30 protein-coding genes and 1 tRNA gene are annotated in these 25,811 nt (G+C 62.3%); 16 read left to right on the forward strand and 15 right to left on the reverse strand.

Annotated features, from left to right (window positions below):
* Window positions 1-65: 65 nt before the first annotated feature.
* The gene (gene sufT / locus HDE77_RS17770; protein WP_184419249.1) at window positions 66-623 is read right to left on the reverse strand and encodes a putative Fe-S cluster assembly protein SufT; all 558 of its coding nucleotides are present in this window, start codon (window positions 621-623) and stop codon (window positions 66-68) included.
* A 226-nt stretch (window positions 624-849) separates the two neighbouring features.
* On the opposite strand from sufT, the gene HDE77_RS17775 reads away from it, so the two are divergent.
* Window positions 850-1,290 carry a hypothetical protein gene (locus tag HDE77_RS17775; protein ID WP_184419250.1) on the forward strand — a complete coding sequence of 147 codons (441 nt, stop codon included), beginning with the start codon at window positions 850-852 and terminating at the stop codon, window positions 1,288-1,290.
* A 29-nt stretch (window positions 1,291-1,319) separates the two neighbouring features.
* Here the strand turns inward: HDE77_RS17775 and HDE77_RS17780 are convergent, their stop codons facing one another.
* The 3 genes from HDE77_RS17780 to HDE77_RS17790 all read right to left on the reverse strand — a co-directional run bounded on the left by HDE77_RS17780 (window position 1,320) and on the right by HDE77_RS17790 (window position 4,353).
* Entirely contained in the window at window positions 1,320-2,468 is a 1,149-nt protein-coding gene (locus tag HDE77_RS17780) for a glycosyltransferase family 9 protein (RefSeq protein WP_184419251.1), read from the reverse strand.
* Window positions 2,469-2,569: 101 nt separating this feature from the next.
* Window positions 2,570-4,048: an NAD(P)(+) transhydrogenase (Re/Si-specific) subunit beta gene (locus HDE77_RS17785; protein ID WP_184419252.1), complete on the reverse strand. Its 1,479-nt coding sequence runs from the start codon at window positions 4,046-4,048 to the stop codon at window positions 2,570-2,572.
* Window positions 4,048-4,353, reverse strand: a complete 306-nt coding sequence (locus HDE77_RS17790; protein WP_184419253.1) for an NAD(P) transhydrogenase subunit alpha — start codon at window positions 4,351-4,353, stop codon at window positions 4,048-4,050. The genes HDE77_RS17785 and HDE77_RS17790 overlap by 1 nt, the downstream gene beginning before the upstream one ends.
* Before the next feature lie 129 nt (window positions 4,354-4,482).
* Here HDE77_RS17790 and HDE77_RS17795 point away from each other — a divergent pair, with 129 nt between their 5' ends.
* From HDE77_RS17795 to HDE77_RS17805, 3 genes are read left to right on the forward strand one after another with little or no spacing between them, the layout of a single operon-like run.
* On the forward strand, window positions 4,483-5,070 hold the full coding sequence (locus tag HDE77_RS17795) for an RNA polymerase sigma factor (protein ID WP_184419254.1): 588 nt from the start codon (window positions 4,483-4,485) through the stop codon (window positions 5,068-5,070).
* Complete coding sequence (locus tag HDE77_RS17800; protein WP_184419255.1) at window positions 5,067-5,465, forward strand: hypothetical protein; 399 nt, start codon at window positions 5,067-5,069, stop codon at window positions 5,463-5,465. The genes HDE77_RS17795 and HDE77_RS17800 overlap by 4 nt, the downstream gene beginning before the upstream one ends.
* A 3-nt stretch (window positions 5,466-5,468) precedes the next feature.
* Window positions 5,469-5,996, forward strand: a complete 528-nt coding sequence (locus HDE77_RS17805; RefSeq protein ID WP_184419256.1) for a DUF3106 domain-containing protein — start codon at window positions 5,469-5,471, stop codon at window positions 5,994-5,996.
* A 237-nt stretch (window positions 5,997-6,233) separates the two neighbouring features.
* Here HDE77_RS17805 and HDE77_RS17810 read toward each other — a convergent pair whose 3' ends face one another.
* Window positions 6,234-7,328, reverse strand: a complete 1,095-nt coding sequence (locus HDE77_RS17810; protein ID WP_184419257.1) for an NAD(P) transhydrogenase subunit alpha — start codon at window positions 7,326-7,328, stop codon at window positions 6,234-6,236.
* Window positions 7,329-7,484: 156 nt separating this feature from the next.
* Here HDE77_RS17810 and cdd point away from each other — a divergent pair, with 156 nt between their 5' ends.
* The 4 genes from cdd (at window position 7,485) to HDE77_RS17830 (ending at window position 10,112) form a co-directional block, all read left to right on the forward strand.
* Window positions 7,485-7,904 carry a cytidine deaminase gene (gene cdd, locus HDE77_RS17815; RefSeq protein ID WP_184419258.1) on the forward strand — a complete coding sequence of 140 codons (420 nt, stop codon included), beginning with the start codon at window positions 7,485-7,487 and terminating at the stop codon, window positions 7,902-7,904.
* A 61-nt stretch (window positions 7,905-7,965) separates the two neighbouring features.
* Window positions 7,966-8,535: a nitroreductase gene (locus HDE77_RS17820; RefSeq protein ID WP_184419259.1), complete on the forward strand. Its 570-nt coding sequence runs from the start codon at window positions 7,966-7,968 to the stop codon at window positions 8,533-8,535.
* On the forward strand, window positions 8,523-9,449 hold the full coding sequence (locus HDE77_RS17825; RefSeq protein WP_184419260.1) for a 5'-3' exonuclease H3TH domain-containing protein: 927 nt from the start codon (window positions 8,523-8,525) through the stop codon (window positions 9,447-9,449). Before HDE77_RS17820 ends, HDE77_RS17825 begins: the two co-directional genes overlap by 13 nt.
* 75 nt (window positions 9,450-9,524) lie before the next feature.
* On the forward strand, window positions 9,525-10,112 hold the full coding sequence (locus tag HDE77_RS17830; protein ID WP_184419261.1) for an NUDIX hydrolase: 588 nt from the start codon (window positions 9,525-9,527) through the stop codon (window positions 10,110-10,112).
* Window positions 10,113-10,277: 165 nt separating this feature from the next.
* On the opposite strand, the gene HDE77_RS17835 is transcribed toward HDE77_RS17830, so the two are convergent.
* The 7 genes from HDE77_RS17835 to rsmD all read right to left on the reverse strand — a co-directional run bounded on the left by HDE77_RS17835 (window position 10,278) and on the right by rsmD (window position 16,101).
* Window positions 10,278-11,333, reverse strand: a complete 1,056-nt coding sequence (locus HDE77_RS17835) for a TMEM43 family protein (protein ID WP_184419262.1) — start codon at window positions 11,331-11,333, stop codon at window positions 10,278-10,280.
* Window positions 11,333-12,205: an MBL fold metallo-hydrolase gene (locus HDE77_RS17840; RefSeq protein WP_184419263.1), complete on the reverse strand. Its 873-nt coding sequence runs from the start codon at window positions 12,203-12,205 to the stop codon at window positions 11,333-11,335. Before HDE77_RS17840 ends, HDE77_RS17835 begins: the two co-directional genes overlap by 1 nt.
* A 7-nt stretch (window positions 12,206-12,212) precedes the next feature.
* Entirely contained in the window at window positions 12,213-13,988 is a 1,776-nt protein-coding gene (gene ggt, locus HDE77_RS17845; protein WP_184419264.1) for a gamma-glutamyltransferase, read from the reverse strand.
* Window positions 13,985-14,245 (reverse strand): YfhL family 4Fe-4S dicluster ferredoxin, encoded by a 261-nt coding sequence (locus HDE77_RS17850; RefSeq protein WP_184419265.1) that lies wholly within the window; start codon window positions 14,243-14,245, stop codon window positions 13,985-13,987. The genes ggt and HDE77_RS17850 overlap by 4 nt, the downstream gene beginning before the upstream one ends.
* A 146-nt stretch (window positions 14,246-14,391) precedes the next feature.
* On the reverse strand, window positions 14,392-14,892 hold the full coding sequence (locus HDE77_RS17855) for a hypothetical protein (RefSeq protein ID WP_184419266.1): 501 nt from the start codon (window positions 14,890-14,892) through the stop codon (window positions 14,392-14,394).
* Window positions 14,885-15,424, reverse strand: a complete 540-nt coding sequence (gene coaD / locus HDE77_RS17860) for a pantetheine-phosphate adenylyltransferase (protein ID WP_184419311.1) — start codon at window positions 15,422-15,424, stop codon at window positions 14,885-14,887. Before coaD ends, HDE77_RS17855 begins: the two co-directional genes overlap by 8 nt.
* Window positions 15,425-15,534: 110 nt before the next feature.
* Window positions 15,535-16,101: a 16S rRNA (guanine(966)-N(2))-methyltransferase RsmD gene (gene rsmD / locus HDE77_RS17865; protein ID WP_184419267.1), complete on the reverse strand. Its 567-nt coding sequence runs from the start codon at window positions 16,099-16,101 to the stop codon at window positions 15,535-15,537.
* 86 nt (window positions 16,102-16,187) lie between these two features.
* Here rsmD and ftsY point away from each other — a divergent pair, with 86 nt between their 5' ends.
* The 7 genes from ftsY to HDE77_RS17900 all read left to right on the forward strand — a co-directional run bounded on the left by ftsY (window position 16,188) and on the right by HDE77_RS17900 (window position 21,926).
* On the forward strand, window positions 16,188-17,354 hold the full coding sequence (ftsY, locus tag HDE77_RS17870; RefSeq protein WP_184419268.1) for a signal recognition particle-docking protein FtsY: 1,167 nt from the start codon (window positions 16,188-16,190) through the stop codon (window positions 17,352-17,354).
* Between the two features lie 25 nt (window positions 17,355-17,379).
* Entirely contained in the window at window positions 17,380-18,444 is a 1,065-nt protein-coding gene (locus HDE77_RS17875) for a membrane assembly protein AsmA (protein ID WP_184419269.1), read from the forward strand.
* Window positions 18,441-19,496 carry an A/G-specific adenine glycosylase gene (gene mutY, locus HDE77_RS17880; RefSeq protein WP_184419270.1) on the forward strand — a complete coding sequence of 352 codons (1,056 nt, stop codon included), beginning with the start codon at window positions 18,441-18,443 and terminating at the stop codon, window positions 19,494-19,496. Before HDE77_RS17875 ends, mutY begins: the two co-directional genes overlap by 4 nt.
* 69 nt (window positions 19,497-19,565) lie before the next feature.
* Window positions 19,566-19,844: an oxidative damage protection protein gene (locus tag HDE77_RS17885; RefSeq protein WP_184419271.1), complete on the forward strand. Its 279-nt coding sequence runs from the start codon at window positions 19,566-19,568 to the stop codon at window positions 19,842-19,844.
* Window positions 19,845-19,915: 71 nt separating this feature from the next.
* Window positions 19,916-19,991, forward strand: a tRNA-Phe gene (locus tag HDE77_RS17890).
* A 617-nt stretch (window positions 19,992-20,608) separates the two neighbouring features.
* Window positions 20,609-21,307, forward strand: coding sequence for a hypothetical protein (locus HDE77_RS17895; RefSeq protein ID WP_184419272.1), 699 nt, complete (start codon window positions 20,609-20,611; stop codon window positions 21,305-21,307).
* Between the two features lie 40 nt (window positions 21,308-21,347).
* Window positions 21,348-21,926, forward strand: a complete 579-nt coding sequence (locus HDE77_RS17900) for a hypothetical protein (protein ID WP_184419273.1) — start codon at window positions 21,348-21,350, stop codon at window positions 21,924-21,926.
* Between the two features lie 70 nt (window positions 21,927-21,996).
* Here the strand turns inward: HDE77_RS17900 and HDE77_RS17905 are convergent, their stop codons facing one another.
* Together HDE77_RS17905 and HDE77_RS17910 are read right to left on the reverse strand one after the other, a co-directional pair.
* Entirely contained in the window at window positions 21,997-22,200 is a 204-nt protein-coding gene (locus HDE77_RS17905) for a hypothetical protein (RefSeq protein ID WP_184419274.1), read from the reverse strand.
* Between the two features lie 2 nt (window positions 22,201-22,202).
* A complete protein-coding gene (locus HDE77_RS17910; protein ID WP_184419275.1) occupies window positions 22,203-22,898 on the reverse strand; it encodes a transposase in 696 nt (231 codons plus the stop codon).
* 774 nt (window positions 22,899-23,672) lie between these two features.
* On the opposite strand from HDE77_RS17910, the gene HDE77_RS17915 reads away from it, so the two are divergent.
* Window positions 23,673-24,899, forward strand: a complete 1,227-nt coding sequence (locus HDE77_RS17915) for a VCBS repeat-containing protein (protein ID WP_184419276.1) — start codon at window positions 23,673-23,675, stop codon at window positions 24,897-24,899.
* A gap of 119 nt (window positions 24,900-25,018) precedes the next feature.
* On the opposite strand, the gene HDE77_RS17920 is transcribed toward HDE77_RS17915, so the two are convergent.
* Window positions 25,019-25,717, reverse strand: coding sequence for a response regulator transcription factor (locus HDE77_RS17920; RefSeq protein WP_184419277.1), 699 nt, complete (start codon window positions 25,715-25,717; stop codon window positions 25,019-25,021).
* Window positions 25,718-25,811 lie beyond the last annotated feature (94 nt).

Consider the following 25,811-nt stretch of genomic DNA (forward strand, 5'->3'; position numbering starts at 1 on the left):
CGCATTGGTTGGTGCGCGCCCCGCATTTCGCGCACAGGGTGCGCTCCTACACAACGGCGTCCAGCCTAGAGCATGCCTGTTTCGAGTTTCGCCGCGTCGGACATCATCGAATGGCTCCACGGCGGATCGAACACCAGGTCCACATCGGCTTCGCTGACCGTGGGGATCATCTCCAGCTTGGTGCGCGCGTCATCCACCAGGATGTCGCCCATGCCGCAACCGGGCGCGGTCAGTGTGAGCTTCACGTACACCTTGCGTTCGCCCGATTCGGTCTGCTCCAGGCTCAGGTCGTAGACCAGTCCCAAGTCGACCACGTTCACCGGGATCTCCGGATCGAACACCGTGCGCAGCTGATCCCACGCCAACCTTTCCACGTCTTCGTTGGTGGCATCGGCGGGCACCTCGATCGCCGGCGGAGGCTCCTTGCCAAGGGCGTCGGCATCCTTGCCCGCAATGCGGAACAGATTGCCTTCCACATACACGGTGAAACTGCCGCCCAACGCCTGCGTGATATAGCCGATCTGGCCCGCTGGCAGGCCCACCACGTCGCCTTGCGGCACCAGGACGGCGCTGCAATCGCGCAACAGGGTGAAAGGTTCGCTGCTTAGACTGAAACCGCTCATACCACTCGCCAGTGAAGATCCACAGGTACGACAAAGCGTCGAACCCAGCTGCCTATTATGCCGCCCGCTGCCCGGGCCTGCTTGTCCGAGATCGGGTCGGGATCATGGAACTCAAGGGAATCTGCCGCCCCGAGTCCTGCGTGGCACCCGCTTATCGTCACGCTATGATGGTCGCTTTGCCGTCGGATAAATGCATGCAATCGCCTGTTTTGCCCCGTAGGTGCGCATGAGCGCCCGCAACCTTTTCGCGAATGCGTTCGCCATGTTCAGTGCCTGCATGCTGGGATTGGCTGCGGGGGCGATATGGATGGTCGCAACGCTCTACCTGCGCCAACCGCTGCCATGGCTGGCGCTACCGATCGGGGCGCTGCTGGCGTGGGCAATACGCCTTGGGGTGCGCCCACCAGGGCCCGGCGCCGCGCTACTGGCAGCGCTGGCAACTGCATTGGCGGCCATCTATGTGAGCGTGCTGATCGCGGCAGCAAATATCGCCGGTGACCTGGGTATGGGCCTGATTGATGCTCTGCGTACGTCCGGAGCCGGCATGCTGTGGCAATTGGCGCACCTGGCGCTGACACTCGTGGATGTCGGTTGGTTTATCACCGGCGCTGTGCTGGCCGCCGTGCTCGCATTGCGTCCACTGCGTCGCCGGGCACCCCCGCAGTAGGACAGCCCCCCGGGCATCGCCCGGAGGGTTCAGGGGAGACTGAGCCACTCGGCAGCGACGCGTGCAACCTCGGCAGCACTCAAAGTATTGGTGCCGACGGCGGTGTGGGTCTGTCCGCAAGGACCATATTTCACTGCGCAGGTCACCGAGAACAGGCCGAGCGTGGGTGTACCGGCGGCCACGGCCAGATGCATCACGCCGCAATCCGCGCTGATGAACGCGTCCATGTTCGCAATCACCGAGGCGAGACGGCGCAGGTCGCGGGTGTAGTAAGAGGGGAAATTTCCGCCAAGCTGGGTCTGGCCATGTTCCGCCACCAGGTCGACGATCCGCACATCTGGCCGCAGGGTTTGAAGTGCGATGACAAATTCCACCCACCAGGCCGCGCTGTAACGTTTGGCGCCAGTCGCATTGGCAAAGATGCCGACCACGGGTTGCGTCCTGGACCGCTGCACTGACTCACCGAGAACGGCGGCAAGCGCCTTCCCCGCCTGCTGCTGCTCCTGCTCGGACAGCCGTATGTTGGGCGAGGGGTAGGCTCGATCGATCTTGCCGGCGTACGCCATGCGCAACAGAAAAACGCCCCGGTGCCCGAAGTATTCCGGCCACGGCAAATGATTCCACGCCGATTCGCCACTTCTCAACCCATCAGGAAGTCCCAGCTTGTAGCGGGCCTTCACCATCGCCAGCAACAGCCGTCCCGATTGCGAACCGTCACAGGCATCGATGGCCAGATCGTAGGAGTTGCGCCGCAGCTGTCGCAGCAAACCGACCGTGAAAAACAGATGCCGTGCAATTTTTTGCGGCAGGCTGAAGATCTGACGAATCTGGAAGCGATTCGTGAACACGTTCTGGGCCGCATTGCCGCCGGTGACAAGGTCGATTTCAGCGCCTGGATAAAGAGCTTCCACTTCGGCCAGCAACGGACTGATCAGGATGGCATTGCCCAACCGGTGATTGGGTCGACATATGAGTACGCGATGGATGCCGCGTGTCGGCAGCTGACCAGGTTCGCAAAGCCCACGCTTCACCGTACCGAATAGACGGCCAAAACAACTCGCGATGAAGCGGCGCCGAAAGTCGTCCCAGGGTCGGGGTGCTAGCGGAGGCGGCGCATCGCTGAACGCGATCGCGGCAGCGCGATGGATCGAAGTGTCGCCACTGTCATGAGATTGCATGGCGCAAGGTAGTCAGCGCCGCTTAGTTCACCCTTATGGAAGTTCTACGTAGAGGCCTTGATGAGCCGAGCGCTGGTGTCAAACCCTACGCGCTCGCACCCTCAAGCATCCAGCGTCTTCAGTTCATTCACCAGTTCAGCGGCGGCGGCCTGACCATCGCCGTAAAGCATGCGTGCGTTGTCCGCATAGAACAGCGCATTCTCGATGCCGGCAAAACCGGTGCCCTTGCCGCGCTTCACCACGATCACGTGTTTCGCATTGCCGACGTCCAGAATCGGCATCCCGTAAATCGGCGAAGCCGGATCAGTCTTGGCCAACGGGTTGACCACGTCGTTGGCGCCAATCACCATTGCCACGTCGGTGACCGGAAACTCCGGGTTGATCTCGTCCATGTCGGCAATCAGATCGTACGGCACGCCTGCTTCAGCCAGCAGCACGTTCATGTGACCCGGCATGCGGCCGGCCACCGGGTGAATCGCAAACTTCACTTTCACGCCGCGCTTGATCAGCAGCTGCGCAAATTCCCACACCTTGTGCTGCGCCTGCGCCACCGCCATGCCGTAGCCAGGCACGATCACCACGCGTTCGGCATACGCCATCATCACTGCTGCGTCGGCGGCGTCGATGGGCTTTTGCGCCCCATCGATCGCCTGCGCCTCACCGCCGGCTGCGCCGAAGCTGCCGAACAGCACGTTGCCGATCGACCGGTTCATCGCCTTGGCCATCAGCTGGGTCAGCAAGGTGCCCGCCGCGCCGACCACGGTACCGGCAATGATCATCGCCTCGTTGCCCAGTACGAAGCCCTCGAACGCGACCGCCAGCCCGGTGAATGCGTTGTACAGCGAGATCACCACCGGCATGTCGGCGCCGCCGATTGGCAGCGTCATCATCAGGCCGAACAGCAACGCCAGCGCAAAGAAAACGGCGATCAACGGCAGGCTGGCGTGACCGCTGGCCAACATGATGCCGACCACGACAGCCGCGGCCAGCAACAGCAGGTTGACTGCACGCTGAGCCGGAAATACGAAGCGCTTGTCCAGCCAGCCCTGCAACTTGGAGAACGCAATCAGCGAACCGGAGAAACTCACCGCACCGATCAGCGCGCCCAGCACGCCCAGCGAGAGTTCGATCGGGCTCAGTGGCACCACGACCGGGATCGGCTGCAATGCGTTCACCGCCCAGCTCTCCGGCCGCAATGGCGAGGTATCCGGAATGCCTGCGGGATGCAGGAGCAGCATATTGCGCACATAGCCGATCAGCTCGACCGCACCGATTGCCGCCGCCGCACCGCCGCCCATACCGTTGTACAGCGCCACCATCTGCGGCATCGCAGTCATCGCCACGCGCCGGCCGGTCCACCACGCTGCGCCGACACCCATCAGCACCGCCGCGACAATCAGGCCGAGGTTATGCATATCCGGCAGGAAGAACGTGGCCAGTACGGCCACCAACATGCCGAAGCCCGCCCATACGATGCCGCCACGTGCGGTACGTGGCGAACTCATCCGTTTCAGACCCAGGATGAACAGCAGCGCGGCGAGGAAATAACAGCCCTTGATCAGTATCGGCAACCAGACCATCACTTGCTCTCCTTGCCGGCGGCGGGCTTGCTGGACTTGAACATCTCCAGCATCCGCTCGGTGACCACGTACCCGCCGGCGGCGTTGCCGGCGCCCAGCAGCACCCCGATAAAGCCGATGGTCATCTCGAACGGCGTCTGCGCCTGCCCTAGCGCGATCATCGCGCCAACCAGCACAATACCGTGGACGAAGTTGGAGCCGGACATCAACGGCGTGTGCAGGATGACCGGCACCCGCGCAATGATTTCATAGCCGGTAAATGCGGCCAGCATGAAGATATACAGCGCCAGGAACCCGTCGATCATGACCTCACCCCGCCAAGACATCGTTGTCAGTGCATCATACGGGTGCCAGTCAACCCGCGCGAGCCTGCCGCGTTGAATACGGGAGTCGAACCGATGGAGCCCGAGGATGCATCAACCGACGATGCGGCCATGAGCAGCGTAGCCGGCATGCTCGACGCGGAATTGTTGATCGAGAGTGCAGCCGAAGTGCCTGCCACACTGGATGCGTTCCTGGCGCAGGTGGAGCGGCGGGCGTTCCGCATGGCCGAGCTGCAGTTGCGCCATCGGGAGGACGCCATGGATGCCGTGCAGGACGCCATGCTGCGGCTGGTCAAGCACTACCGCGACAAACCCGCCGTGGAATGGCCACCGCTGTTCTGGGGCATCCTGCGCCGCCGTGTTGTCGACCTGCAGCGCCGGCGCAAGGTGCGCTCGATCGTGGTTGGCTGGCTTGGCGGTGGCCGTGACAGCGACGGCGACGAGCTGCCCACGTGGGAGCCCGCCGATCGCAGCCCTGGTCCGCTCGATCGCCTGCAGGACCGGCAGTCGTATGCGGATATGGCAGCAGCGGTAAGGCAATTGCCGCAACGCCAGCGCGAAGCTTTCATGCTGCGCATGCTGGAGGGGCTGGACGTGGCGGAAACCGCCGATGCGATGGGCTGCTCCAAAGGCAGCGTAAAAACCCATCTGTCGCGCGCCATGCATCATTTGCGCGACCAACTGGAGGACTGGCGATGAACTCGCTCGACAAACATCTCGAACAGCGCGCTCGCGAGCTCTATCATGAGGCAAGTCAGCGTATCGACCCGGTCACCGCCGGCCGGCTGCGTGCCGCGCGCAGGCATGCGCTGGCAGCGGCGCAGGCGCCAAAACATCATGCCACCCGCTGGTTGATTCCAACCGGCGCGTTTGCGGCGATCGCGCTGGCCACCTTGATGGTGTGGCAGCCCGTGCCGCACGACACGGTAACCTCGTCGAAGCAGGTCGTCGGCATGCCCGGTTCGAGCGTCGACATGGATACCGAACTGCCGCCAGACGCCGACAAGACCGACCCGAACCTCTACCAGAACCTCGATTTCTACGGCTGGCTGGCCGCCAACGGCAGTCCGCATGATCAGCCGGCGAAGCACTGAACCATGACCCGATCCCGTTCGTTGAGTCTGCCCTTGCTGTTCGCTGCGCTATTCGGTGGTGCGCTCGCTGCGCCGCTGCATGCGCAGGCTGGGCCGCCGCCGTCCGGGAATGACATGGTGGCGCACCCGTGGAGCAGCCTCGATCCGGCGCAACGCGACGTGTTGGCGCCCTTGCAGGATAAATGGGACACCCTGCCACCGCGTCGACAGGCGATCATGCTGAAACGCGCCGAAGTCTGGACCACCCAGTCACCGGCAAAGCGCGAAGAAATCCGCGAGCGCATCGCCCGCTGGCAGCAGATGACGCCGGAACAACGCCGGGTGGCACGCGACAACCAGAGCAAGTTCCGCCAGCTGCCGCCAGCTCAGCGCGAAGAGCTGCACGCCGCGTTTGAACGCTTTCAGCAGCTGCCCCCGCAACAGCGCGAGCAGCTGATCCGCCAATGGCAGGCACTGCCTCCAAATCAACGTATGCAGTGGCTGAAACATTCCGGCGCCGACGTCCCACCTCCGCCGCACAACCATCGATAACCGACCCCGCAGTGCGCGGGTGCTACTCGTTACATGGGTTGGTGGTGAGCGTAGGGAAGCCCAACGTCTCGGCGGGCTGCTTGAGGTGTTTGTTGGGCATCGCTGCGCTCACCCCAACCTGCTCGCGAACGCTCTTGTGGGAGCGACTTCAGTCGCGATAGCTCTAAAAGCATCGCGACTGAAGTCGCTCCCACAGGTTACTTTCTACTTGGGGCTTTTCGCGCACAGGGTGCGCTCCTACACGCGTGCTTCGCCGGCGTGGCTCAGGCAGCTTTTGGCGACCAGTTCGTCGGCGAAGTCCGGCTGCAACGCACCGTCACGGATCAGCAGCTCGCAGAAGTTGTAGACATTGCGGGCGTACATCTCCGACGCATGCAACGGCGCACCGGCAGCCAGGTTCAGCGGGCCGAGAATCGTCACGCCAGTATGCTCGACCCGCTCGCCCGGCCGGGTCAGTTCGCAGTTGCCGCCGCTCTCGGCAGCCAAGTCCACGATCAAGGCGCTCGGCTTCATGCCTTCGACCATCGCTGCGGTGAGGATCTTCGGTGCCGGCCGGCCAGGTACCGCCGCCGTGGTCACAATCACATCGATCGATTTCAGATGCTCGGCCAGCGCCTGCTGCTGTGCGGCGCGCTCTTCGGCGGAAAGTTCACGTGCGTAACCGCCGGTGCCCGCTGCGCTGACGCCCAATTCGAGAAACTTCGCGCCCAGCGATTCCACCTGTTCGCGGGTTTCCGGACGCACGTCATACCCTTCAATCTGCGCCCCCAGCCGACGCGCAGTGGCGATCGCCTGCAGGCCAGCCACGCCTGCGCCGATCACCAGCACTTTGGACGGCCGGATGGTGCCGGCCGCGGTGGTCAGCATCGGAAAGAATTTCGGCGCCGCCTCGGCGGCTATCAGCATGGCGCGGTAGCCGGCAACTGCCGCCTGCGAACTCAGTACGTCCATCGCCTGGGCGCGCGTTGTACGCGGCAGCAGTTCCAGCGAGAACGCGGTCAATTTACGCGCGGTGATTGCCGCGATGCGCTCGGCTGCGCCATACGGACGCAACTGGCCCACCACCACGCTGCCCTCGCGCAGCCCGGCAAAAACGGTGTCGTCAGGCGGCAATACGCAAGCGAGCAGGTCGGCCTGCGCCAGCACGCCAGCCGCATCGGCAAACTCGACTTCGGCATAGGCACTGTCCGGGAAGCCAGCGCTGCGGCCCGCATCATGCTCAAGCAACACGCGCAGACCCTTGCCGCGAAACTTCTTGGCCATTTCCGGCGTGATGGCCACGCGGCGCTCCCCGGCAGCGGTTTCACGCAAAGCGGCTACGGTGATCGGCATGGTGCAATACCCCTCGTTGGTTTGAACATCTTAGCGGGACTTGAGGCCGAGAGGTTTTGATCCGGCCAGGATGAGAAGAGTAAGCTGGCTAGCCGGCAGATGCGGCTCGCGCTGCACGGGGTCATCACTCGGCAGCGTCTCCACAAGGAAATCCGGATGTCTTTATCCCCCAACGCTTTCCATGACTTGCTGACCCTGGCACGTAGCGCACGCCAGCAAGCCTATGCACCGTATTCGCGCTTTCTTGTGGGTGCGGCGCTGCTGACCCGCGATGGCCGCCAGTTCAGCGGCTGCAATGTGGAAAACGCGTCTTACGGCCTATGCAACTGCGCCGAGCGCACGGCGCTGTTCAGTGCGGTGGCCGCCGGTTGCCAACCCGGCGATTTCGCGGCGCTGGCGGTGATCGGCGATACCCCCGACCCGATCAGCCCCTGCGGCGCCTGCCGCCAGGTGATGTCGGAACTGTGCGATGACGCGATGCCCGTGCTGCTGAGCAATCTGCACGGCGATCTGCAGGAAACCACCGTCGAGGCCTTGCTGCCGGGCTCGTTCAAATTGCCGCTGCCGGTGGCGTAATGGTTCGCGCGCTGGCGGAGCGCCAGTTAGCATGGGCATCCCTGCACCGCTGAGTTCGCCCATGCCCGCCGCCCTCTCCCTGCTTCAGCAACGCCATTCCGCCCCTTCGCGTCAGCTCGGCGAACCGGCACCGGATGAAGCCACGCTGCGGGCACTGCTCGAAGCGGCGATCCGCGTGCCCGACCACGGCAAGCTGGTGCCATTCCGGTTGATCCGTCTGCACGGCGACGCGAAGCTGCGCTTTGGCGAACAGTTGAGTGCTATCGCCATCCGCAACAATCCTGAATTGTCTGAAGCCAAGTACGAGAAGGAGCGCTTGCGCTACACCTTTGCTCCGCTGGTCATCGTTGTGATCGCCAGCCTGCAGGCTGACAGCAAGATTCCCGAAATCGAGCAGAAACTCTGTGCCGGCAACGTGGCCTACAACCTTTTGCTGGGTGCCTACGCGCTGGGGTTTGGCGCGCAATGGCTGACCGGCTGGGCCGCCTACAATCGTGAGGTGGCCTCCATCCTCAAGCTGACCGAGAACGAACATGTGATCGGCTTCGTCCACATGGGCACGCCGCAAATCGAAGTGCCCGATCGCGACCGTCCGGCCCTGGCCGACGTGTTCAGCACATGGACGTCGTGAACGCACCGTCCAGCGGGCCCGCAAACCTGCCGCCGGCCGTCCATCTCGTCGATGGCAGCCTGTATGTGTTTCGCGCCTGGCATTCGATGCCGAACGAGTTTTTCGATGCCGAGGGTCATCCGGTCAACGCCGTGCATGGCTACACCCGTTTTCTGTGCGAGCTGCTGGAACGCGCACAGCCCGAGCACATCGCAGTCGCATTCGATGCCTCGCTGACCAGCTCGTTCCGCAACGCGATCTATCCGTCTTACAAGGCCAATCGCGAGTTGCCGCCACCGGACCTGGAGCGACAGTTCGTGCAATGTCGCGCGATCACCGAGGCGCTTGGCATCCAGGTGATGATCGACCACAGCTTCGAAGCCGATGACTTGATCGGAAGTACGGTGTGGAACCTGCGCGCACTAGGCTGGCGCAGCGTGATCGTCTCCGCCGACAAGGATTTCGGCCAGCTGCTCGGCGAACACGACGAACAATGGGACTACGCCCGCAGCACGCGCTGGGGGCCAGCCGGCGTCCACGAAAAGCTGGGCGTACACCCGCACCAGGTTGCGGACTACCTCGCGCTATGCGGCGATGCGGTCGACAACATTCCTGGCGTACCCGGTGTCGGCGCAAAAACCGCCGCCGCACTGCTCACCCATTTCGGCAGCCTGGACACCCTGCTCGACCGCATCGACGAAGTCGCCTTTCTTCGCCTGCGCGGTGCCGCCACCTGTGCCGCGAAACTACGCGAACACGCCGAACAGGCACGGCTGTATCGCCGGCTTACCCGCATCGCACTGGATGCGCCCGGAGCCATCAGCGTCGAGTCACTGCTGCGCCGGCCCAGCGAACCCGGCTCGCTCGACAGCCTGTGCGAACAATTGGGGTTTGGCGCATTCACCCGCAGCCGGCTGCGTGCGTTGCTGCGCTGAGAACATGTCCACGCCGGTTGTGAGGACCGGCCGCGCAGGTCAACATGTGCGCTGCACCCTGATCCGTGGCCACTCATGAACGACCATACAAACCGCATTCCCGCCGATGCCAGCGCACCCGTGGAAACCCTGTATGAAGGCCGTTGGCTGAGCCTGCGCAAACGCGGCCGCTGGGAGTATGCCGAGCGCAACAACCCCGGCGGCGCGGTGATCATCCTGGCGGTAACCCCCGATGACACGGTGCTGTTTGTCGAACAGTACCGCGTGTCGATCCTGCAGAACACTATCGAGATGCCGGCCGGGCTGGTCGGCGACATGGCCGACCAAGTCGACGAAAGCGCCTTGCTTGCCGCGCAGCGTGAACTGGAAGAGGAAACCGGCTACCGCTGCCAGCGGGTGGAATTTGTCCACCGCGGCCCCTCTTCATCCGGCATGAGCACCGAGATGATCACGTTTGTGCGTGCCTGGGATCTGGAAAAGGTTGGTCCGGGCGGCGGCGATGAATCAGAGAACATTGTGGTGCACGAGGTGCCGCGCCGCGAGGCAGGCGCCTGGCTATTCGCGCGCGCCGCCGAAGGCTATTCGATCGATCCGAAACTGTTCGCCGGACTCTGGTTTATCGAACACGCCAATTTGCGACAGCCCACACCGATAGACGTCTAGACGGCTGTTCTTTGCTTAGATCCGCTCGCGAGATTTTGTGGGAGCGACTTCAGTCGCTCCCACAAGAGCATCGCGCACAGCGTGCGCTCCTACAAGAACAGCAAGCAACAGCTCGCGCTATCCGCCAGCGACAGGCATCGCCTGCCGGTTGCATTCATACGCAAGTCAATCGTTGTCCGTCTGCCGTCGCTGAAGTTGCTTCCAGCGCCAAGCCGCCACCGCCGCGCCAAGCAACGTGACCAGCAGCCAGTAACCCATAGCCTGACTGTCGTTACCAAGCCACAACACGCTGGCCACCAGGCCTACCGCCAATGCGCCCACCGCGAGCGCCAGCAGCGGATCGCGTCGGACGCCGTAAGCATGAAGCAGCAGAAGCGCGCCAATTGCGGCCAGCAACACGGCCAATACCTGCTTGATCAGCACGAATCCTGGTGGCACGGGGAGATCGGGAAAGATGTCGAGTAACGGCGCATCGCCGACCTCCACATCCAGGCCTTTGCCATCTGCCGTATCGGCGGCCGCTACCAGCCGACCGCCATCGATGCGCGCCACAATCGTCACCTGCTGCTGCGGCACTTCATTCCAGCTCACCCGCACATCGCCCACTCGCGGATCGCCTGGAGTCGCGCTGGTCACCAGGTAATTCTGATATTGGCTGAAGCTGGCGGCGAGATTTGCCGGCAGCGCTTTCAGGTCGGGTGTCGCCTGCTGCGAACTGGGCAATGCGTGCAGCACCTCTGGCGACAGTGCGAAGCCGCCGACCTGTACCAAGCCGGCATCGAACTGTTTGCTGCTGAGCGGAAAGCTGCTGGGATTGGCATGCCCGGCCGGCCTCTCGAAGTGACTGGCATCGAGCAATCGACCCACCCAGTCCTGCTCGTAATGCACTTCATTGCCAATGCGCACTTCGCGCCACTGGAACATTTCCACGTTGCGCACCAGCACCGGGGTACTCACGCGCAGATTGAATTCGGGGTCCGTCGGAGCCTCCACCACGACGGGCGTTCCGACAACTCTCGCCATGAAGCCGTGCTGGCCGACTTGCGGACCGACATCGGCATCGAGGTCGATCACCTCACCGCCATGCCGCTCCGCGGCCGCTCGATAGTTGAGCAGGCCGCGTGCCGTCATCGCCATCAGCCCGACGCCAGCCAGCATCAGCAATGCACCGATGCAACTGCGCGCCAGGGCGCGCGCGGGCGTCCATCGTCCAAGATCCATCAAGCCGCTCCAGCCAGAGGTTGCAGCAGCGCACCGCTCAGTACGCGTTGTTCGTTGGTGGTACCGAAGCGACCGCGCTCGTCACGGGTCAGCTGTGCCACCGCGCAATCATGGTCATGCGTGAAGAACAGCCGCACATCGCGCGCCAGCTTGTCTTCGAGAAAAACGCGCTTCTCGTCGATCAGTTTCTCCGGCCAGCGGTCATAACCCATGGTGATCGGCAGATGCACCCAGAAACGGCCCGGGATCAGGTCGGCGCAGAACACCACGCCACCTACTTCGGCCAGCATCAGGCCCGGCGTATGGCCGTCCGAAAAGCTGAAATGCACCGCTTGCCCGAGTGTCTGCGAATACTCGCCATCGACCAGTTCCAGTCGACCGCTGGCTTCGAGCAGCAACTGCAATTCGGGGATAAACGAAGCGCGGTCACGCGGATGCGGTTCGAGTGCGCGGCGCCAATGTTCGGCGCCCACCACGAAGCGCGCATTCGGAAACAACAGTCGCAGTGGTTGATCTGCTTCCCATGCCGCCAGCAAGCCACCGGCATGATCGAAGTGCAGGTGCGACAGCACCACCACGTCGATCTCTTCATGCGTCAGACCGACAGCTGCCAGCGAATCGAGCAGCACATGCTGCGACTCGACCACACCATAACGCTCGCGCAACGCGGGCTCGAAAAACGCGCCAATGCCGGTCTCGAACAACACATTACGGCCGTCCAAACCTTTCGCCAGCAGGCAACGGCAGGCCAGCGGTATACGGTTCTGCTCATCCGGCGCAATCCAGCGCGACCACAGTGCCCTGGGAGCGTTGCCAAACATGGCGCCGCCATCCAGCTGCTGTGAGTTGCCGATCAGCGAGAACAGTTCCATGGCGCTGCTACTGCACCTTGCCGAGGCCCGAGGGATGACGCGGATCGCTGGCCGCATCGAGCTGGTTGGTCTTGCGATCCCAGGTGACCACGTTCATGAAGCCCCAGGACTCGCGCTGCTTCATGGTGTAGCCCATCTTTGTCAGTTGCTCGGTGGTCGCCGCATCGAACGTACCGTTCTCCACGCTGACATCGTCAGGCATGTACTGATGATGGAAGCGCTTGTGCGCGACGATCTGCTGCGCGCTTTCGCCGTCGATGAAATGCAGGATGCCTTCCAGCACCTGGGTGATGATGGTCGAGCCGCCGGGCGAGCCGATCACGGCGGTGCGATCGGCGCCGATCACGATGCTCGGCGACATCGACGACAGCATGCGTTTGCCGGGCGCCGGCGCATTCGCCACGTTGCCGAGCAGGCCGTAGACATTGGGCTGGTTCGGCACGAGCGCAAAATCATCCATCTCGTCGTTCAACAACACGCCGGTGCCGCTCGCGACGAAGGTGGACCCCATCGTGTAGTTCACCGTGGCGGTGACGGCAGCCATGTTGCCGTCGGCATCGATGATCGAGAAATGCGTGGTGTGCATGCCCGGTTCGCTGGCCGCGGCCGGTGGCAGCATCGACGACGGTGTGGCCCGATCCGGCAGGATGCTCTGGCGCAGACCATCGGCGTAGTACGGCGACAGCAGCATGTCCAGCGGCATCTTCACGAAATCCGGGTCGCCCAGATAGTCGTTGTGATCGCGGAACGCACGACGCATGGCCTCGACGACCAGATGCACACGATGTCCCTGGTCGAGCTTGCCCAAGTCGAAACCGGACAGGATGTTGAGGATCTCGACGATCGCCACGCCGCCGGACGACGGCGGTGGCGCGGTGACGATGCGGTAACCGCGATAGTTCACGGTCAGTGGCGTGCGCTCTTTCGCCTGATAGCTGGCGAGATCAGCCAGCGTCCAGTTACCGCCGGCAGCATGTACCGCGGCGATCAGCTTGTCCGCCGTGGCGCCACGATAAAATCCATCGCTGCCCTGTTCGGCAAGCAGCTCCAGCGTGTGTGCCTGATCCGGATCGTGCCAGAGCGCACCGTCGGTCGGCGGCGTGCCATTCGGCAGATACTTCGCTGCCGAGGCCGGCCAACGTTGCAGGTCTTTCTGTTCTGCGGCAATCGCCCCGCGCATGCGTGGATCCGGCTGGAATCCCTCGCTCGCGATACGAATCGCCGGCGCCAGCGACTGCTTCAAGGACAGCTTGCCGTAACGCTTGGCAATCAGGGCCAGTCCAGCCGGTTCGCCGGGGATGCCAGCAGAAAGCGGCCCCTTCAACGCGGCATCGCGATTCGGGGTGCCATCCGGGTTGAGATATTCCTTGGGATTGACCGAAGCGGCCGCTGCTTCGCGGGCATCGATGAATACGTCGTGGTCATCCTTCGCCCGATGCAGCACCGCCATGAAGCCGCCGCCGATTCCGGAACTCTCCGGCTCGACCACCGACAGCGTGGACGCCACCGCAATCGCCGCATCAAACGCATTACCGCCCTTGGCCAGCACTTCGAGACCGGCATTGGTAGCTAGGAAATTCGCGCTGGCGATGCCCGCGTGGCCGGGGCGTTGTTGTGCTTGTGGACTTGGAGCAGTGGCCGCCGCAGCGGTTTTCCGGGATCCGTCTTGCTGGAGTCCATCGGCAGCAAATGCGGCGCCGCCAACCAGCAACAGGCTCAACGAAAGCGCGCCCAATGACGGCCGACTCAACGACGGCAGCCGCCAACGCAGGGGGAAACTCATGCCGCTGACTCCTTGGCCATCAGGTATTGGTATTTGAGGGTGAGCTGTTCCGACGACTCGACGTGTGCGGGGTCGGTGATGATGCACTCGACCGGACACACCACCACGCACTGCGGCTCGTCATGGTGACCGACGCACTCGGTGCATAGCGCCGGGTCGATCACGTAATACTCCTCGCCCAACGAGATTGCCTTGTTCGGGCAAACCGGTTCGCAGACGTCGCAATTGACGCAGGTGTCGAGGATTTTCAGGGACATGGCAGTCGATACTACATGCTGGGGTTTGACGCTCGGGGATAGCGCACGGGCCGCCAACGGCGACCACCCCGCGACCACGCCCCATCCATGCGGGAAACGGTGGCCGGTATCATCCGCGCCGGCATGACCGGCGGGGACGAGGGTCATCACATGGCGACGAAGCGAACAGTCGCACCAGTCGCCTTCAAGGTGTCGGTGACGCGCTGCTCGTCGGCCTTGTCGCCAATGAACAGGACGATTACGCCCTTGAACGAGCCGGCCTTGGCATCCTTGAATGCCGCCGTGACCAGGTCAGCGGTCTTGCTGGAATCCTGACCGGCGAAGGCCAGCAGATTGCCCGGCAGCACGCCGCGGGCGACGGTGTCCTGCACGCTCTGCAGCTGACGGTCGTTCTGGGCCTTGTCGTCATCGCTGACACCCGGGGTCACCATGTAGGCATACGGCTGGCTGGCGGTCATGCCCTGCATGTTGTTCTGTACGAGCTGGCCGAGGTAGGCATTCCAGGCCTTGGTGTCAGTGGGACTGGTCGGCTTGACCGCCTGCTGTACCTGCGGGGCGGCCTGCTGATCGTCCTCCTGCTTGCCACAGGCACTGAGGGTCAACGCAGCGGCCAGTGCGACGGCAGCAATGAGAGCGAACTTACGCATAGTGATCACCTTCTATTTCGGATTGCTTGTTGGAGCCAGACCGGCTCTTCTGCCAGCGCTGCCGCATGGCCTGTTGTACCGCCGGATGCACGAAACCGGAGATATCGCCGCCGAGACGGCCGATCTCGCGCACCAGCGACGAGGAAATGAAACTGTATTGCTCCGCCGGCGTCAGAAACAGTGTTTCCGCCTGCGGAATCAGATGGCGATTCATGCTGGCCAGCTGGAATTCGTATTCGAAATCGGACACCGCACGCAGTCCCCGGATAATCACCCCTGCACCGATTTCCTCAACGAAGGTGGCCAGCAGGCAATCGAAGCCGCGCACCTCCACGTTCGGCAAGTCGGCCAGCGCCAGTCGCGCCAGGGTAATCCGCTCGTTGATGCTGAAGCCCGGCCCCTTGCTGGAGCTGTCGGCCACGGCCACCACCACCCGGTCGAACAACGGCGCAGCGCGTGCCACCAGATCTGCATGACCGTTAGTGATCGGATCGAAGGTGCCTGGATAGACAGCCAGACGCGGATTGGCCAAAGGTTTGTTCACGAGACGAAACGGCAGCGAAAAGTAGCCCTAGCTTAACGGAAGCTCAGGCGTGGCGCCTCCTCCCCGGGCTCATGTACAGCACGAATGGCCCTGCATCCCTAGCGCTGATAAAGCGCAAAATGCACCTCGCCGGCGTGGCCTTCGCGGTGCAATCGCCAGTTCAACGGCAACGCCGGCGCGCTGGCGCGCGACGATTCCACATAAATCCACGCCTGCGCGGACAGCCAGCCGCCCTGTTCCAGCTGCTGCGCCAGCGTCGTCCACAGACCCAGGGTAAACGGCGGATCGAGAAACACCAGATCCTGCGGCTGCGGCACCCCTTGCAGAAACAATCCCGCTTCAGCCGCCGCAACCTGGCCACCGGTCGTCTTGAGCCGCTCGAGATTGGCGCGCAACGCCTGCACCGCGTGCGCATCGCGTTCGACGAATTGCACGCTGGCGGCACCGCGTGACAGTGCCTCGATGCCAAGCGCACCGGTACCCGCGCACAAATCAAGGCAGCGCGCACCGGCGATAACCGGTGCCAGCCAGTTGAACAGCGTTTCGCGCACCCGTTCGGCGGTGGGCCGCAGGCCCGGCAGATCAGGAACGTTGAGACGCGAATTGCGCAAAGTGCCGCCGATGATGCGGATGCGCCCGGGTGCCGCGGCGTGTCGATCGCTCATGCGCGCCACCGTGGCGCCGGGCTCTCACGGGGCGGTACAGGTTGGAGTGTTAGCATGCCGCCCATTGTCTTTGAATCACAGCCGCAATGCTCAAGTTCTGGAAGAAGAAACCCGCCGAAACGAGTTCGGAGCAACCCGCCACCGTCACGGCGCCACTCGACGCTGCAGCGACGGATAGCGCCGACCCGGTGTTGAACGAGGCGCTGGTGCAAGTCCCCTCGCCTGCCCACACGCACACCGACAGCAAGCCCCTGGCCGGCCCACTCGGTAGCAATGCGGCAACCACCGAAGTTACGGCAGCAGCGGAGGCCCCCGTAGCGCCGAAGCGAAGCTGGCGCGACCGGCTGTCCGGCAACGCGTTCGCGCGCGGCCTGGCCACGCTGTTCGTGCGTCACCCCAAGCTCGACGACGATCTGCTCGACGAGCTGGAAACCACCCTGATCACCGCTGACGTCGGCATCGAGGCCAGTACCGAACTGGTCGAAGACCTGCGCAAACGCATGCACAAGCGCGAGTTTGCCGATGCGCCGGCGCTGCTCGCCGCCCTGCGCAAATCGCTGGTTGCCCTGCTCAAGCCGGTCGAGAAGCCGCTGGATATCCGCGGTCACCACCCGTTCGTGGTGCTCACCGTCGGCATCAACGGCGCTGGCAAGACCACCACCATTGGTAAATTGGCCCGCCGCTGGCGCGACGAGCATCACGCGGTGATGCTTGCCGCCGGCGACACCTTCCGCGCCGCCGCAGTAGAGCAGCTGAAAACCTGGGGCGAGCGCAACCAGGTCCCGGTGATTTCGCAAGGCCAGGACGCCGATTCGGCCAGCGTGATCTTCGATGCGCTGCAAGCCGCACGCTCGCGCAACATCGACGTGCTGATCGCCGACACCGCGGGCCGACTGCACACGCAGGGCGGTCTGATGGATGAGCTGGGCAAGATTGCCCGCGTCCTGAAGAAGCTGGACGTCAACGCGCCGCACGAAGTGCTGATGGTGATCGACGGCACCACCGGCCAGAACGCCGTGAGCCAAGTACGCCAGTTCCGCCAGATCGTCGGCGTCACCGGCCTGGTCGTGACCAAGCTGGACGGCACCGCCAAGGGTGGCGTGGTGTTTGCGCTGGCGCGCGAATTCGGCTTGCCGATCCGCTATGTCGGTCTGGGCGAAACCGCCACCGACCTGCGCGTGTTCGAGGCCGAAGCATTTGTCGACGGCCTGCTGCCTGCGAACCTCGGCCGCAATGAACCCAGCCATGATTGAACCCCGGCCGGCGCGAGGCTGAACGATGGCGCGTCGGTTGCGACTGATCCTGCTCGTGCTTGGCGGCCTCGTGATGGCGGCTGTGCTGGTCGCCGTTGTCGCGGCCGATCTTCTCCTGCAGCCCGATCGCTTCACCGCCATGCTGCAAACGCAGGCGCGCGCCGCCGGGCTTGAACTGCACCTGGCCAACCCGGCCACGCCGACCTTGTTTCCGCGCCCGGCGCTGGATCTGTACGGCATCACCATCAGCGCACAGGATGCCAACGCGCCGATCCTGCTCGCTGCACGCGGCCGTCTGGCGTTGCCATGGCGCACGCTGTTCGGTGGCCCGACCGTCATCACGCAACTGCAGATCGATGCGCCCAGGGTGGATCTGGACGCGCTGCAGGCATGGCTTGCCGGGTTGCCCGCGCGGCCGGAAGGCAGCGCGCCCAACATCCCGCGCATCGACACCGGCGTCAGCATCGAGCGTGGCAGCGTGGTGCGTGGCAATAAAGTGCTGCTCGACAATGTCGCCCTCGAAGCCGGCAGCCTTATCTCGGGTCAGACGTTTCTGCTGCACATGTCGGCTACCAGCGCCGCCGGTACGCCGCTTCAATTGCAGCTGTCCGCCATTCCGCGCATCCAGGGCAATACCTTGCAACTGGACAACATCGCGCTGCAGCTGTCACAGGGCACGACGCTGACACTTCAACTGACCGGCAACGCGCACTGGCACGCCGAAGCTGACGTGTCGGCAAACCTCGCCGGCAGGCTCGAACAGGCCAAGGCCGGCCAATACGGCATCTCGCTGGTTTTGACGCCGGCCGATGAAAACAATCCTCTATTGCTCGCGCTGAAGCTGGACGGCCCGGACAATCACGCCGATATGCGCCTGCCACCGCTGGCATTGGCGCATTGGTGGAGCCAGCTCGGCGACAAGCAGGGATCACCGCTTACGCTGCCGCCGGCCAGCGGCCATCTTGAAGCCGCAAAAATCGAGACCGACGACATCAGCATCGAAGGATTCACTCTGCAGGCCGGCGATGATGTGCCCGCCGCCAGCAGCACCGCCGCGCCAGCCAAACCCGCCGCCAGCAAGAACCCATGACGGTAGCCACACGCCTGCTGCGCTGGTTCGACCAGCACGGTCGCAAAGATCTGCCATGGCAGCGCAGCACGGAGCCAGGCCGGCGCGATGCGTACCGCGTTTGGCTATCCGAAGTGATGCTGCAGCAGACCCAGGTTGCCACCGTCGTCGGCTATTTCGAGCGCTTCGTCAACGCGCTGCCGACTTTGCGTGATCTCGCCGCCGCCGACGAAGACACCGTGCTCGCGCTGTGGTCTGGCCTCGGCTACTACCGCCGCGCGCGCTTCCTGCACCGTGCCGCACAGCTCTGCGTCGCCCAGCATGGCGGCGAACTGCCGCGCGACTATGACGCGCTCAGCGCGTTACCGGGCATCGGCCGCTCCACCGCCGGCGCGATCCTGGCGCAGGCACACGGCCTGCGCTTCGCGATCCTCGACGGCAACGTCAAGCGCGTACTCACCCGCTACCACGGCATCCATGGCCACCCCGGCCAGAGCGCAGTAGAGAAGCAGCTATGGCAGTACGCCGAAGCACACACGCCTAAGACACGAGTCGCCGACTACACCCAGGCCATCATGGATCTGGGCGCCACCGTCTGCGTGCGCTCGCGTCCGCGCTGCGAGAGCTGTCCGCTGGCCAGCGACTGCATCGCCCATCGCGACGACCTCACCGCGCAGCTACCCAGCCGCAAACCAGCCAAGCGCATCCCCACCCGCGCCACCGTCATGCTGGTGCTGCGTGATGCACGCGGCCGCGTGCTGCTCGAGCGACGTGGCCCGCAAGGCGTGTGGTCGGGCCTGTGGAGTCTGCCCGAAGCAGCCGATCCCGACGCGGCGTGGCGCATCGCGCAGCAACATGCACGGATCGACGACGCGCAAACCCTCACGCCGTTCACCCACGTGTTCAGCCACTATCGACTGCAGATCGAGCCACTGCTGTTCGACCGCGCGACAGCACAGCACGGCATCGCCGATAATCCGCACCTGCGCTGGTGCAGCGCCGACGAACTGACCGCACTCGGCCTGCCCGCACCCGTGCGCAGTCTGTTGCTCCAGGTCAGCGACATCGACTGACCCGAACACCGCAACCAGCCTCTTCACCCTGGCCGCTCCCCAAAGGCAGCGCCGACAAGGAACGAAACCATGAGTCGCACCATCCATTGCAGCAAACTTGGCACCGACGCCGAAGGCCTGGATTTCGCCCCCTGGCCCGGCCCACTCGGCCAGCGCATCTACGCCGAAATTTCCAAGCCCGCATGGCAGCAATGGCTGGCCCACCAGACCATGCTGATCAACGAAAATCGCCTCAACCCGCTAGACCCGAAAGCCCGCCAGTTCCTCAGCGCCGAGATGGAGAAATTCCTGTTCGGCGGCGACGCGGAAAAGCCCGCCGGCTACGTCGCACCCGACACCGAGTCTTGACGAAAACCCGCGTATTAGGTTTAATGCGCGGCTCCACGTGACACCAGCAACCCTCGCGGTTGCCCAATTCTGGCCGGGTAGCTCAGTTGGTAGAGCAGGGGATTGAAAATCCCCGTGTCGGCGGTTCGATTCCGTCCCCGGCCACCATGTAAAGCAACGACTTAGGCCATCCTCACCGGATGGCCTTTTTCGTTGTGTAAGTCCTATGTAAGGCTGGCGCGCGCTTGCCGGCGAAGGAAGAAATGGGACGTTCGCCGCCAGACGTTGGCTGACCGCTTCGCATCCGCGAGGCTCGCAGGCAGTCCGCCATTGACTTCGGGTAGAAACCGGTCCAGCGTTCCGGTCAAGTGAGCAAGCCATCAGGTAAGATGGCAAACGGCCACAGCAGCACGGCATCACGGCTAACGCAGCAAACGGCACCGCTGGACCACCACCAGCATAGCCAAACGCTCTAGACAGCCACACGCCCCAAGCGCCACGGCCCCACGCCCCACAGTCCGGAGCCGCTCACACTCGTGGCAAGGTATGGCGAGGCATGGGCCGCAAAAACGGCAGGAAAAGGCAACCTTCTGGGTTGCCTTTTTTTTGCCCGGTTCGCCTCCCGCCTTCTGACAAATGGGTCTCATGCGTCACACCGTCACACGCCCGGCTTCGCACGCTCGTCGACCGCAGGCACAATGGGTGAAATAAGTCAGGGGCAAGCTATGCGGCGAATAAGTGGATGGCTCAGAAAGGCGCGCCCGTGGCTTCCCTACGCTGTTGCCGTGATTGTGCCCGTCGGTGTCGCTGTTCTGACCTGGATTTTGATCAAGCCCGTCGAAGGGAAGGATGTAGCCGGGTGGCTGTTCCCAATACTGAGCACATTCGTAGGCGCGTTCTTGGTTTTCCGCCTGCAAGAGGGAAAGGACCGGAAAAAAGAACGCGATCAACAGATCAACGAAGTGAATAGGGCGCTTCTGACATTAGCCACGCAGTACAACCACCTTAGCAACTACGAGCGCAACTTACTCTCGCTTTATACCAGTCGGGTTGCGCGCTTGATCGGCCTTTCCGCCATCGGGCTAGGAACTCGGTTCGACGCAAGAATCGAAACCGAGAAACTGATGTTTCTCACGTACAGCGGTCAGGCCAAACTCCTGGGTGAACTGTCGGTGGAACAGGAGAGGTTTGATTCGTGCAGGGAAGTCGTAGCCGCTCGGTGTCAACTATTGCTCGGCGAAGTGCATCACCTGATCGAGAAGGCCGGTATTAATGGACAGCCCCGGTCGGAAGAGATCTTACGTAAAGCTCTCGGGGAACGTGTTTTTGGTTCGCTCGACTCGGCCTCGGAACAGGTCTATTACCACGTCCCAGCTACCGTCAAGAGCCTTCTTGAAGCTTCAAAAAGGCTGCATGCGCTTGCCGAAATTATGTTTCCAGAGGCTACGTTCATCGCTGTAATTCCGCCCAAAGCTCAGGCTTAGAGTGCGGGCTTGGTAAGCGTTTGCAAAACAGGGGAAATATATGGTTACCGATTCGACCGCGAAGGCCCGCAACTGGTGGAAATTCGCTTTCTTTGTTGCGCTCGTTGCATTCGAAGTGGCGCGAGAAGAGGTCATCGTTCAGGCCCACGAGCCGTCTACTGGGAACCTGTTCGACATGCAATCCAATGGGAACATGGTAAGCGCCGAGGGCCAGTGGTTTCGTAGCGACTCGGGGTCGCCTTTGGTTTCCAATGCCACCGCGATTCAGTGCGAAAAGGACACCAAGACCTGTATTGAAGCCCAGACCACGCTGTTGAACTACGATGTTCGAACTGCCTACGCGTCGATCAGCGTGTATGACATCACCGAGTTCACGGATACTTCCGTGACGTATGAGAATGATTCCGCAATCTGCGCTACTTATCGCGTGCACATCGACTTGGCGCAGAAGCGCGTGACGGCGTCCACGGACCTAAAACAAACCTCTGAAAAAGTATGCGCGAAGATTGAAGCTCACATCCCAATGGAATTGAGCGACTCCATTCGGCGGCAGCAAAGCAATGGCCCGTGGATGGAAGGTCACTTCCTTCCCCTGTTGCGTTTGATAAGACATCAGTAAACAAAACGGCCGACGCGCTCGCAAAAAAGACCGGGCACCCGCGCCGCTGCCCGGTCAAAGCCTCGGGCGATCACATATCATCGAAAATGTTTTGCGCGGCTGGTGGACTCGCGCAGATGCGGGCGCCGTCGCTCGGCGTCAGTCCCAGCAAGGTCAGGCAGCGCTCAAAGCGGCGCAGCACCGGAAGCAATAGCTCGTTCGGGTTGTTGCGGAGGGTTTGCAACAAGACGGCAAGAAAGAGCCCGGGGTCAGGTTCATTTTCCGCCAGGCTCAAGTCTACGGTTGCACGATTTTCTTTGGCCTCCCACGCTCCTGGATGGCGGCAACACGGTCGAGCTCCGCTTCGATCGCCTCCTGGAAACGCGTCGTTCCCAGCGCGCGTTGCTTTTGCACGTAAGAGCGAATCTCGTCTAAGCGGTCATCGCTGATGGCATCCAGGAACAGTTCGCGATAAGCCTTACACCTTTCTTCAGCGTTTGAGCCCAGCGACAGATATTCGGCGTGCGGCTCCACCAATCGATCATCCACTCCGCAGGCGTTGGCGTGGTAGCTGCTCCACGCATATCGCTCCGGGGTATCGACCATCGCCGCACGTACCGGATTCAATTCGATGTAGCGATAGCAAGTGAGCAGGTAACGCTCGCTATCGATCAGGCACGCTTTGAACCGTCCTTCCCACAGCGTACCTGTGCGATGGTAAGCCTGATTGAAGTAGGCCACGTAGCGCCGTCCCAGCCGCTGCATGACGTGCGAGATGGCACCGGCACCCTCCGGCGTCACCAGAAGATGTACGTGGTTGGTCATCAACACATAGGCGTGTACACGGCAACTTGTCTGCTTTGATGCCTCACGCAACGACTCAAGATAGAAACGGTAGTCCTGCTCTTGCAAGAAGCACGGCTGCCGATTGTTGCCTCGCTGGATCACGTGTTGTGGCACGCCAGGCAGATCGAGACGGGGTTGACGTGCCATGGCGCCATCCTGGGCCGGAATGATGCGCCATCGTCGCAATCCTTACCGAGCTTTGCTGCCCTCCAACGCCCTCCCGGAGCGTCAGAAAATGAACCTGACCCCGACCCCGCTATTTGCGCGAGAGTGAATTGACGATCGCCTGAATCCGGCCACGCACCCGAGAAGGCGTGCGACTTACTCTATATACCGATGCATCCCTACTGAGCGCGTGAAAGCGCCAACGCATAAGACGAGCTGAGCTATATTGCGGTCAGCGTGACTGGGGCACGCGTTAGCGAGAAAGCCAAAAGGAGAGGCACCATGGCACTTATCAAATGCAAGGATTGCAACGCGGACGTGAGCGACGCGGCGCTGGCCTGCCCCACGTGTGGTCGACCCATGGCATTCCAGGCGAGCGCTACAGAGCGGGCGTCACCGCCGCCTGAGACGCGAATGCCCAAACCCAGGAATCCAACGCGTGGCATCGCCCTGCTGATACTCGCTTGTGTCGCTGGCCTCATTTTCTGGATGTATCTATCACCTATCAGTCACTCGACTGTAGACATTCAACTACCGTCTGCTGCCAGGGCAAAGCCCGCAACGGCGCCCGCAGCCACATCGACGGCCAACCAGGCACCGGCCACGGATGACGAACATTAGCCGACTGGAAAGTTCGGCCGGCCCAGTCGTTGGCGATACGTCGGGAATTTGAACAGTTTATTTGGTCTATGTATAAGATGGCGAGACCGCACTGATCGGAACATCGTTCCAAGTGTCGGTCTACGGGGGAGTGTGATGTTCAAGATGGAATGCCGTCTCGGCTACCTCATTTTTTGTTGCCTGCTCGGTGTGGTTTTAACCACAAATACGCTAGCCCAAAGCGTGCGCGCAGGGGAGTCTCTGCCCGCGCCGGCGAGTTCGTCGTCCGCACCCTATTCACCCACCGTGTCATTCGGGTATTTGCCCGCGTTGCAGGTTGCCACGCCAAAGCCCAACAGTCCCTATGTAGCGAACGATTTCAATGGCGACGGTACGTCTGATCTGCTTTGGTTCAATCCCTCGCTTAGCAAAGTGGGTTATTGGACGATGACGGCCACCACGGCTGGCGTGATCTTTTCGGGAGGCGGAGTCACGCGAACCGGTAGCCGTACATTCAACGTCACACCCGGATATTTCGTCGGCGCTTCGGGAGACTTCAACAATGATGGCTATGCCGACCTGATCTTCACGAGTGCCAACCGTGACCTCTGGCTTTGGACCAACAACCACCAGGGCGGCTTCACTTCGACGGAAATCGGCACTTACCCCAGCCAATGGCAATTGGTGGGTGCGGGCGACATCGATGGCGACGGTTATGACGATCTGCTTTGGGTAGATCCATCGGATTGCGAGTTCGCCTACTGGACCATGCGTGGTGGCGCCCGTACGGGTTACAAGATCATCCCCATTGCGTGTGGCTACTACCCAATGGGTATTGGCTACTACTCGACCAGCAACCGTCTGAGCATCCTGTGGACCAGCGCCGCACATGACCTCTACGTCTGGGACAGCACTGCCAACGGCTTTGTTTCAACCAACCTCAGCATTGACCTGACCTACGTATGGGCTTTCGGTGGCGGCTTTATGGGAAACAGCATGGGTCTGGAGTTCTGTCAGCCGTATGACGGTTCCGATGGCCCCCTAGGTTACGGCTCAGATTACGGCGCTCTGTATTCCCGCACATTTGATGCGAGGGGCAATCAGACTGGCTTTGCAGGCGAAGAAAACTGGGGCGGTGGTGGATTAAGCGTTCTGGGCTCGGGGGGATATATCATCCAGGCCGACGGCGTAAACGCCACTGGCCTGTATACGATAAATCAAACGTCCTCAACGATCAGTACTGGCGGATTGCAGGGCTCGGACCGCAATTTCTCGGGCAATGCGCCCGACTATCCGGGCGACGACGACCAGTGGACCTATCCCGTAGGATGGTACGTCGTTGGCGCTCCGGTAAACGGCACGGCACCTTTACCCTGGCACTGAGTGCAAAATCCGACCAGCCTTGATAAAAAAGGACCGCTCTCAAGCGGTCCTTTTTTTTGCTGTTTGCGACAGGTTCTTGGCAATCGCGAAGAAGCGCGATACCGGTGGGTGACCCCGCACTACCCTTGACGTGACACCAGCACATACCCTTTTCCGTGCACGGCATTCAGGGGTAGTGGAACACCAAGTACCTGCAACACTTTTTTTCGCAAGCGGTGGATCAACACATCAAGCCGCTGCGAATCAAAATCGATACCTTCCGCCGCGAATTTCTCGATCAGCGCATCGCGAGACATGACCTCATTGGCGCTTTCCATCAAGGGAGCCAGCAATCGACTTTCGGATTGGGTCAGGGCGACCACGCCTCCCACCGGCGACAACAGGCACCAACCGTTGGCGTCGAGATGCCAATGACCGGCAACCGGGTGTGGCGTTGTTCGCAACCGCCTCGCAAGGCTGTACAGCGTGGCCGCCAACAGATCGATATCGATCGGTTTGGACAGATAGGCATCGGCACCTTCACTCAGGCCCCGTATGCGGTCAGTCGTTTCCGCTCGCGCTGTGAGCATGATGATGCCGATACTGGCAATCCTCGCGCGTAGCTGACGTGCCACCTGGAAACCGTCGGACTCGGGCAGCCCCACGTCCAGCACCACGATGTCTGGGGGACGTTGCTGGATTTGCTGATTCAAGTCAGCGGGGTGCCCGATGGCCGCCACGTCGAAGCCAAATTGCAGCAGGTTGGGTACAAGCACGTGGTCCCGCAGCAGCTCATCGTCTTCCAGCAGGAGGACGCGTAACGACGGCTGGGAACTCAAAGGCTTTTCGGAATCAGGGCGTGAACGCATAGTCGAAGCATATTGCATGTGCAGTCGAGATCGTTTCGACACTCATCATACCTGCCCTGCCTTG

The organism is Rhodanobacter sp. MP7CTX1 (genome assembly GCF_014205795.1).
Taxonomy (GTDB): Bacteria; Pseudomonadota; Gammaproteobacteria; order Xanthomonadales; family Rhodanobacteraceae; genus Rhodanobacter.

Coding starts and splice junctions, on each gene's coding strand:
- sufT (WP_184419249.1), bottom strand. CDS start 623: ATGAGCGGTTTCAGTCTAAGCAGCGAACCTTTCACCCTGTTGCGCGAT.
- HDE77_RS17775 (WP_184419250.1), top strand. CDS start 850: ATGAGCGCCCGCAACCTTTTCGCGAATGCGTTCGCCATGTTCAGTGCC.
- HDE77_RS17780 (WP_184419251.1), bottom strand. CDS start 2,468: ATGCAATCTCATGACAGTGGCGACACTTCGATCCATCGCGCTGCCGCG.
- HDE77_RS17785 (WP_184419252.1), bottom strand. CDS start 4,048: ATGGTCTGGTTGCCGATACTGATCAAGGGCTGTTATTTCCTCGCCGCG.
- HDE77_RS17790 (WP_184419253.1), bottom strand. CDS start 4,353: ATGATCGACGGGTTCCTGGCGCTGTATATCTTCATGCTGGCCGCATTT.
- HDE77_RS17795 (WP_184419254.1), top strand. CDS start 4,483: ATGAGCAGCGTAGCCGGCATGCTCGACGCGGAATTGTTGATCGAGAGT.
- HDE77_RS17800 (WP_184419255.1), top strand. CDS start 5,067: ATGAACTCGCTCGACAAACATCTCGAACAGCGCGCTCGCGAGCTCTAT.
- HDE77_RS17805 (WP_184419256.1), top strand. CDS start 5,469: ATGACCCGATCCCGTTCGTTGAGTCTGCCCTTGCTGTTCGCTGCGCTA.
- HDE77_RS17810 (WP_184419257.1), bottom strand. CDS start 7,328: ATGCCGATCACCGTAGCCGCTTTGCGTGAAACCGCTGCCGGGGAGCGC.
- cdd (WP_184419258.1), top strand. CDS start 7,485: ATGTCTTTATCCCCCAACGCTTTCCATGACTTGCTGACCCTGGCACGT.
- HDE77_RS17820 (WP_184419259.1), top strand. CDS start 7,966: ATGCCCGCCGCCCTCTCCCTGCTTCAGCAACGCCATTCCGCCCCTTCG.
- HDE77_RS17825 (WP_184419260.1), top strand. CDS start 8,523: ATGGACGTCGTGAACGCACCGTCCAGCGGGCCCGCAAACCTGCCGCCG.
- HDE77_RS17830 (WP_184419261.1), top strand. CDS start 9,525: ATGAACGACCATACAAACCGCATTCCCGCCGATGCCAGCGCACCCGTG.
- HDE77_RS17835 (WP_184419262.1), bottom strand. CDS start 11,333: ATGGATCTTGGACGATGGACGCCCGCGCGCGCCCTGGCGCGCAGTTGC.
- HDE77_RS17840 (WP_184419263.1), bottom strand. CDS start 12,205: ATGGAACTGTTCTCGCTGATCGGCAACTCACAGCAGCTGGATGGCGGC.
- ggt (WP_184419264.1), bottom strand. CDS start 13,988: ATGAGTTTCCCCCTGCGTTGGCGGCTGCCGTCGTTGAGTCGGCCGTCA.
- HDE77_RS17850 (WP_184419265.1), bottom strand. CDS start 14,245: ATGTCCCTGAAAATCCTCGACACCTGCGTCAATTGCGACGTCTGCGAA.
- HDE77_RS17855 (WP_184419266.1), bottom strand. CDS start 14,892: ATGCGTAAGTTCGCTCTCATTGCTGCCGTCGCACTGGCCGCTGCGTTG.
- rsmD (WP_184419267.1), bottom strand. CDS start 16,101: ATGAGCGATCGACACGCCGCGGCACCCGGGCGCATCCGCATCATCGGC.
- ftsY (WP_184419268.1), top strand. CDS start 16,188: ATGCTCAAGTTCTGGAAGAAGAAACCCGCCGAAACGAGTTCGGAGCAA.
- HDE77_RS17875 (WP_184419269.1), top strand. CDS start 17,380: ATGGCGCGTCGGTTGCGACTGATCCTGCTCGTGCTTGGCGGCCTCGTG.
- mutY (WP_184419270.1), top strand. CDS start 18,441: ATGACGGTAGCCACACGCCTGCTGCGCTGGTTCGACCAGCACGGTCGC.
- HDE77_RS17885 (WP_184419271.1), top strand. CDS start 19,566: ATGAGTCGCACCATCCATTGCAGCAAACTTGGCACCGACGCCGAAGGC.
- HDE77_RS17900 (WP_184419273.1), top strand. CDS start 21,348: ATGGTTACCGATTCGACCGCGAAGGCCCGCAACTGGTGGAAATTCGCT.
- HDE77_RS17910 (WP_184419275.1), bottom strand. CDS start 22,898: ATGGCACGTCAACCCCGTCTCGATCTGCCTGGCGTGCCACAACACGTG.
- HDE77_RS17915 (WP_184419276.1), top strand. CDS start 23,673: ATGTTCAAGATGGAATGCCGTCTCGGCTACCTCATTTTTTGTTGCCTG.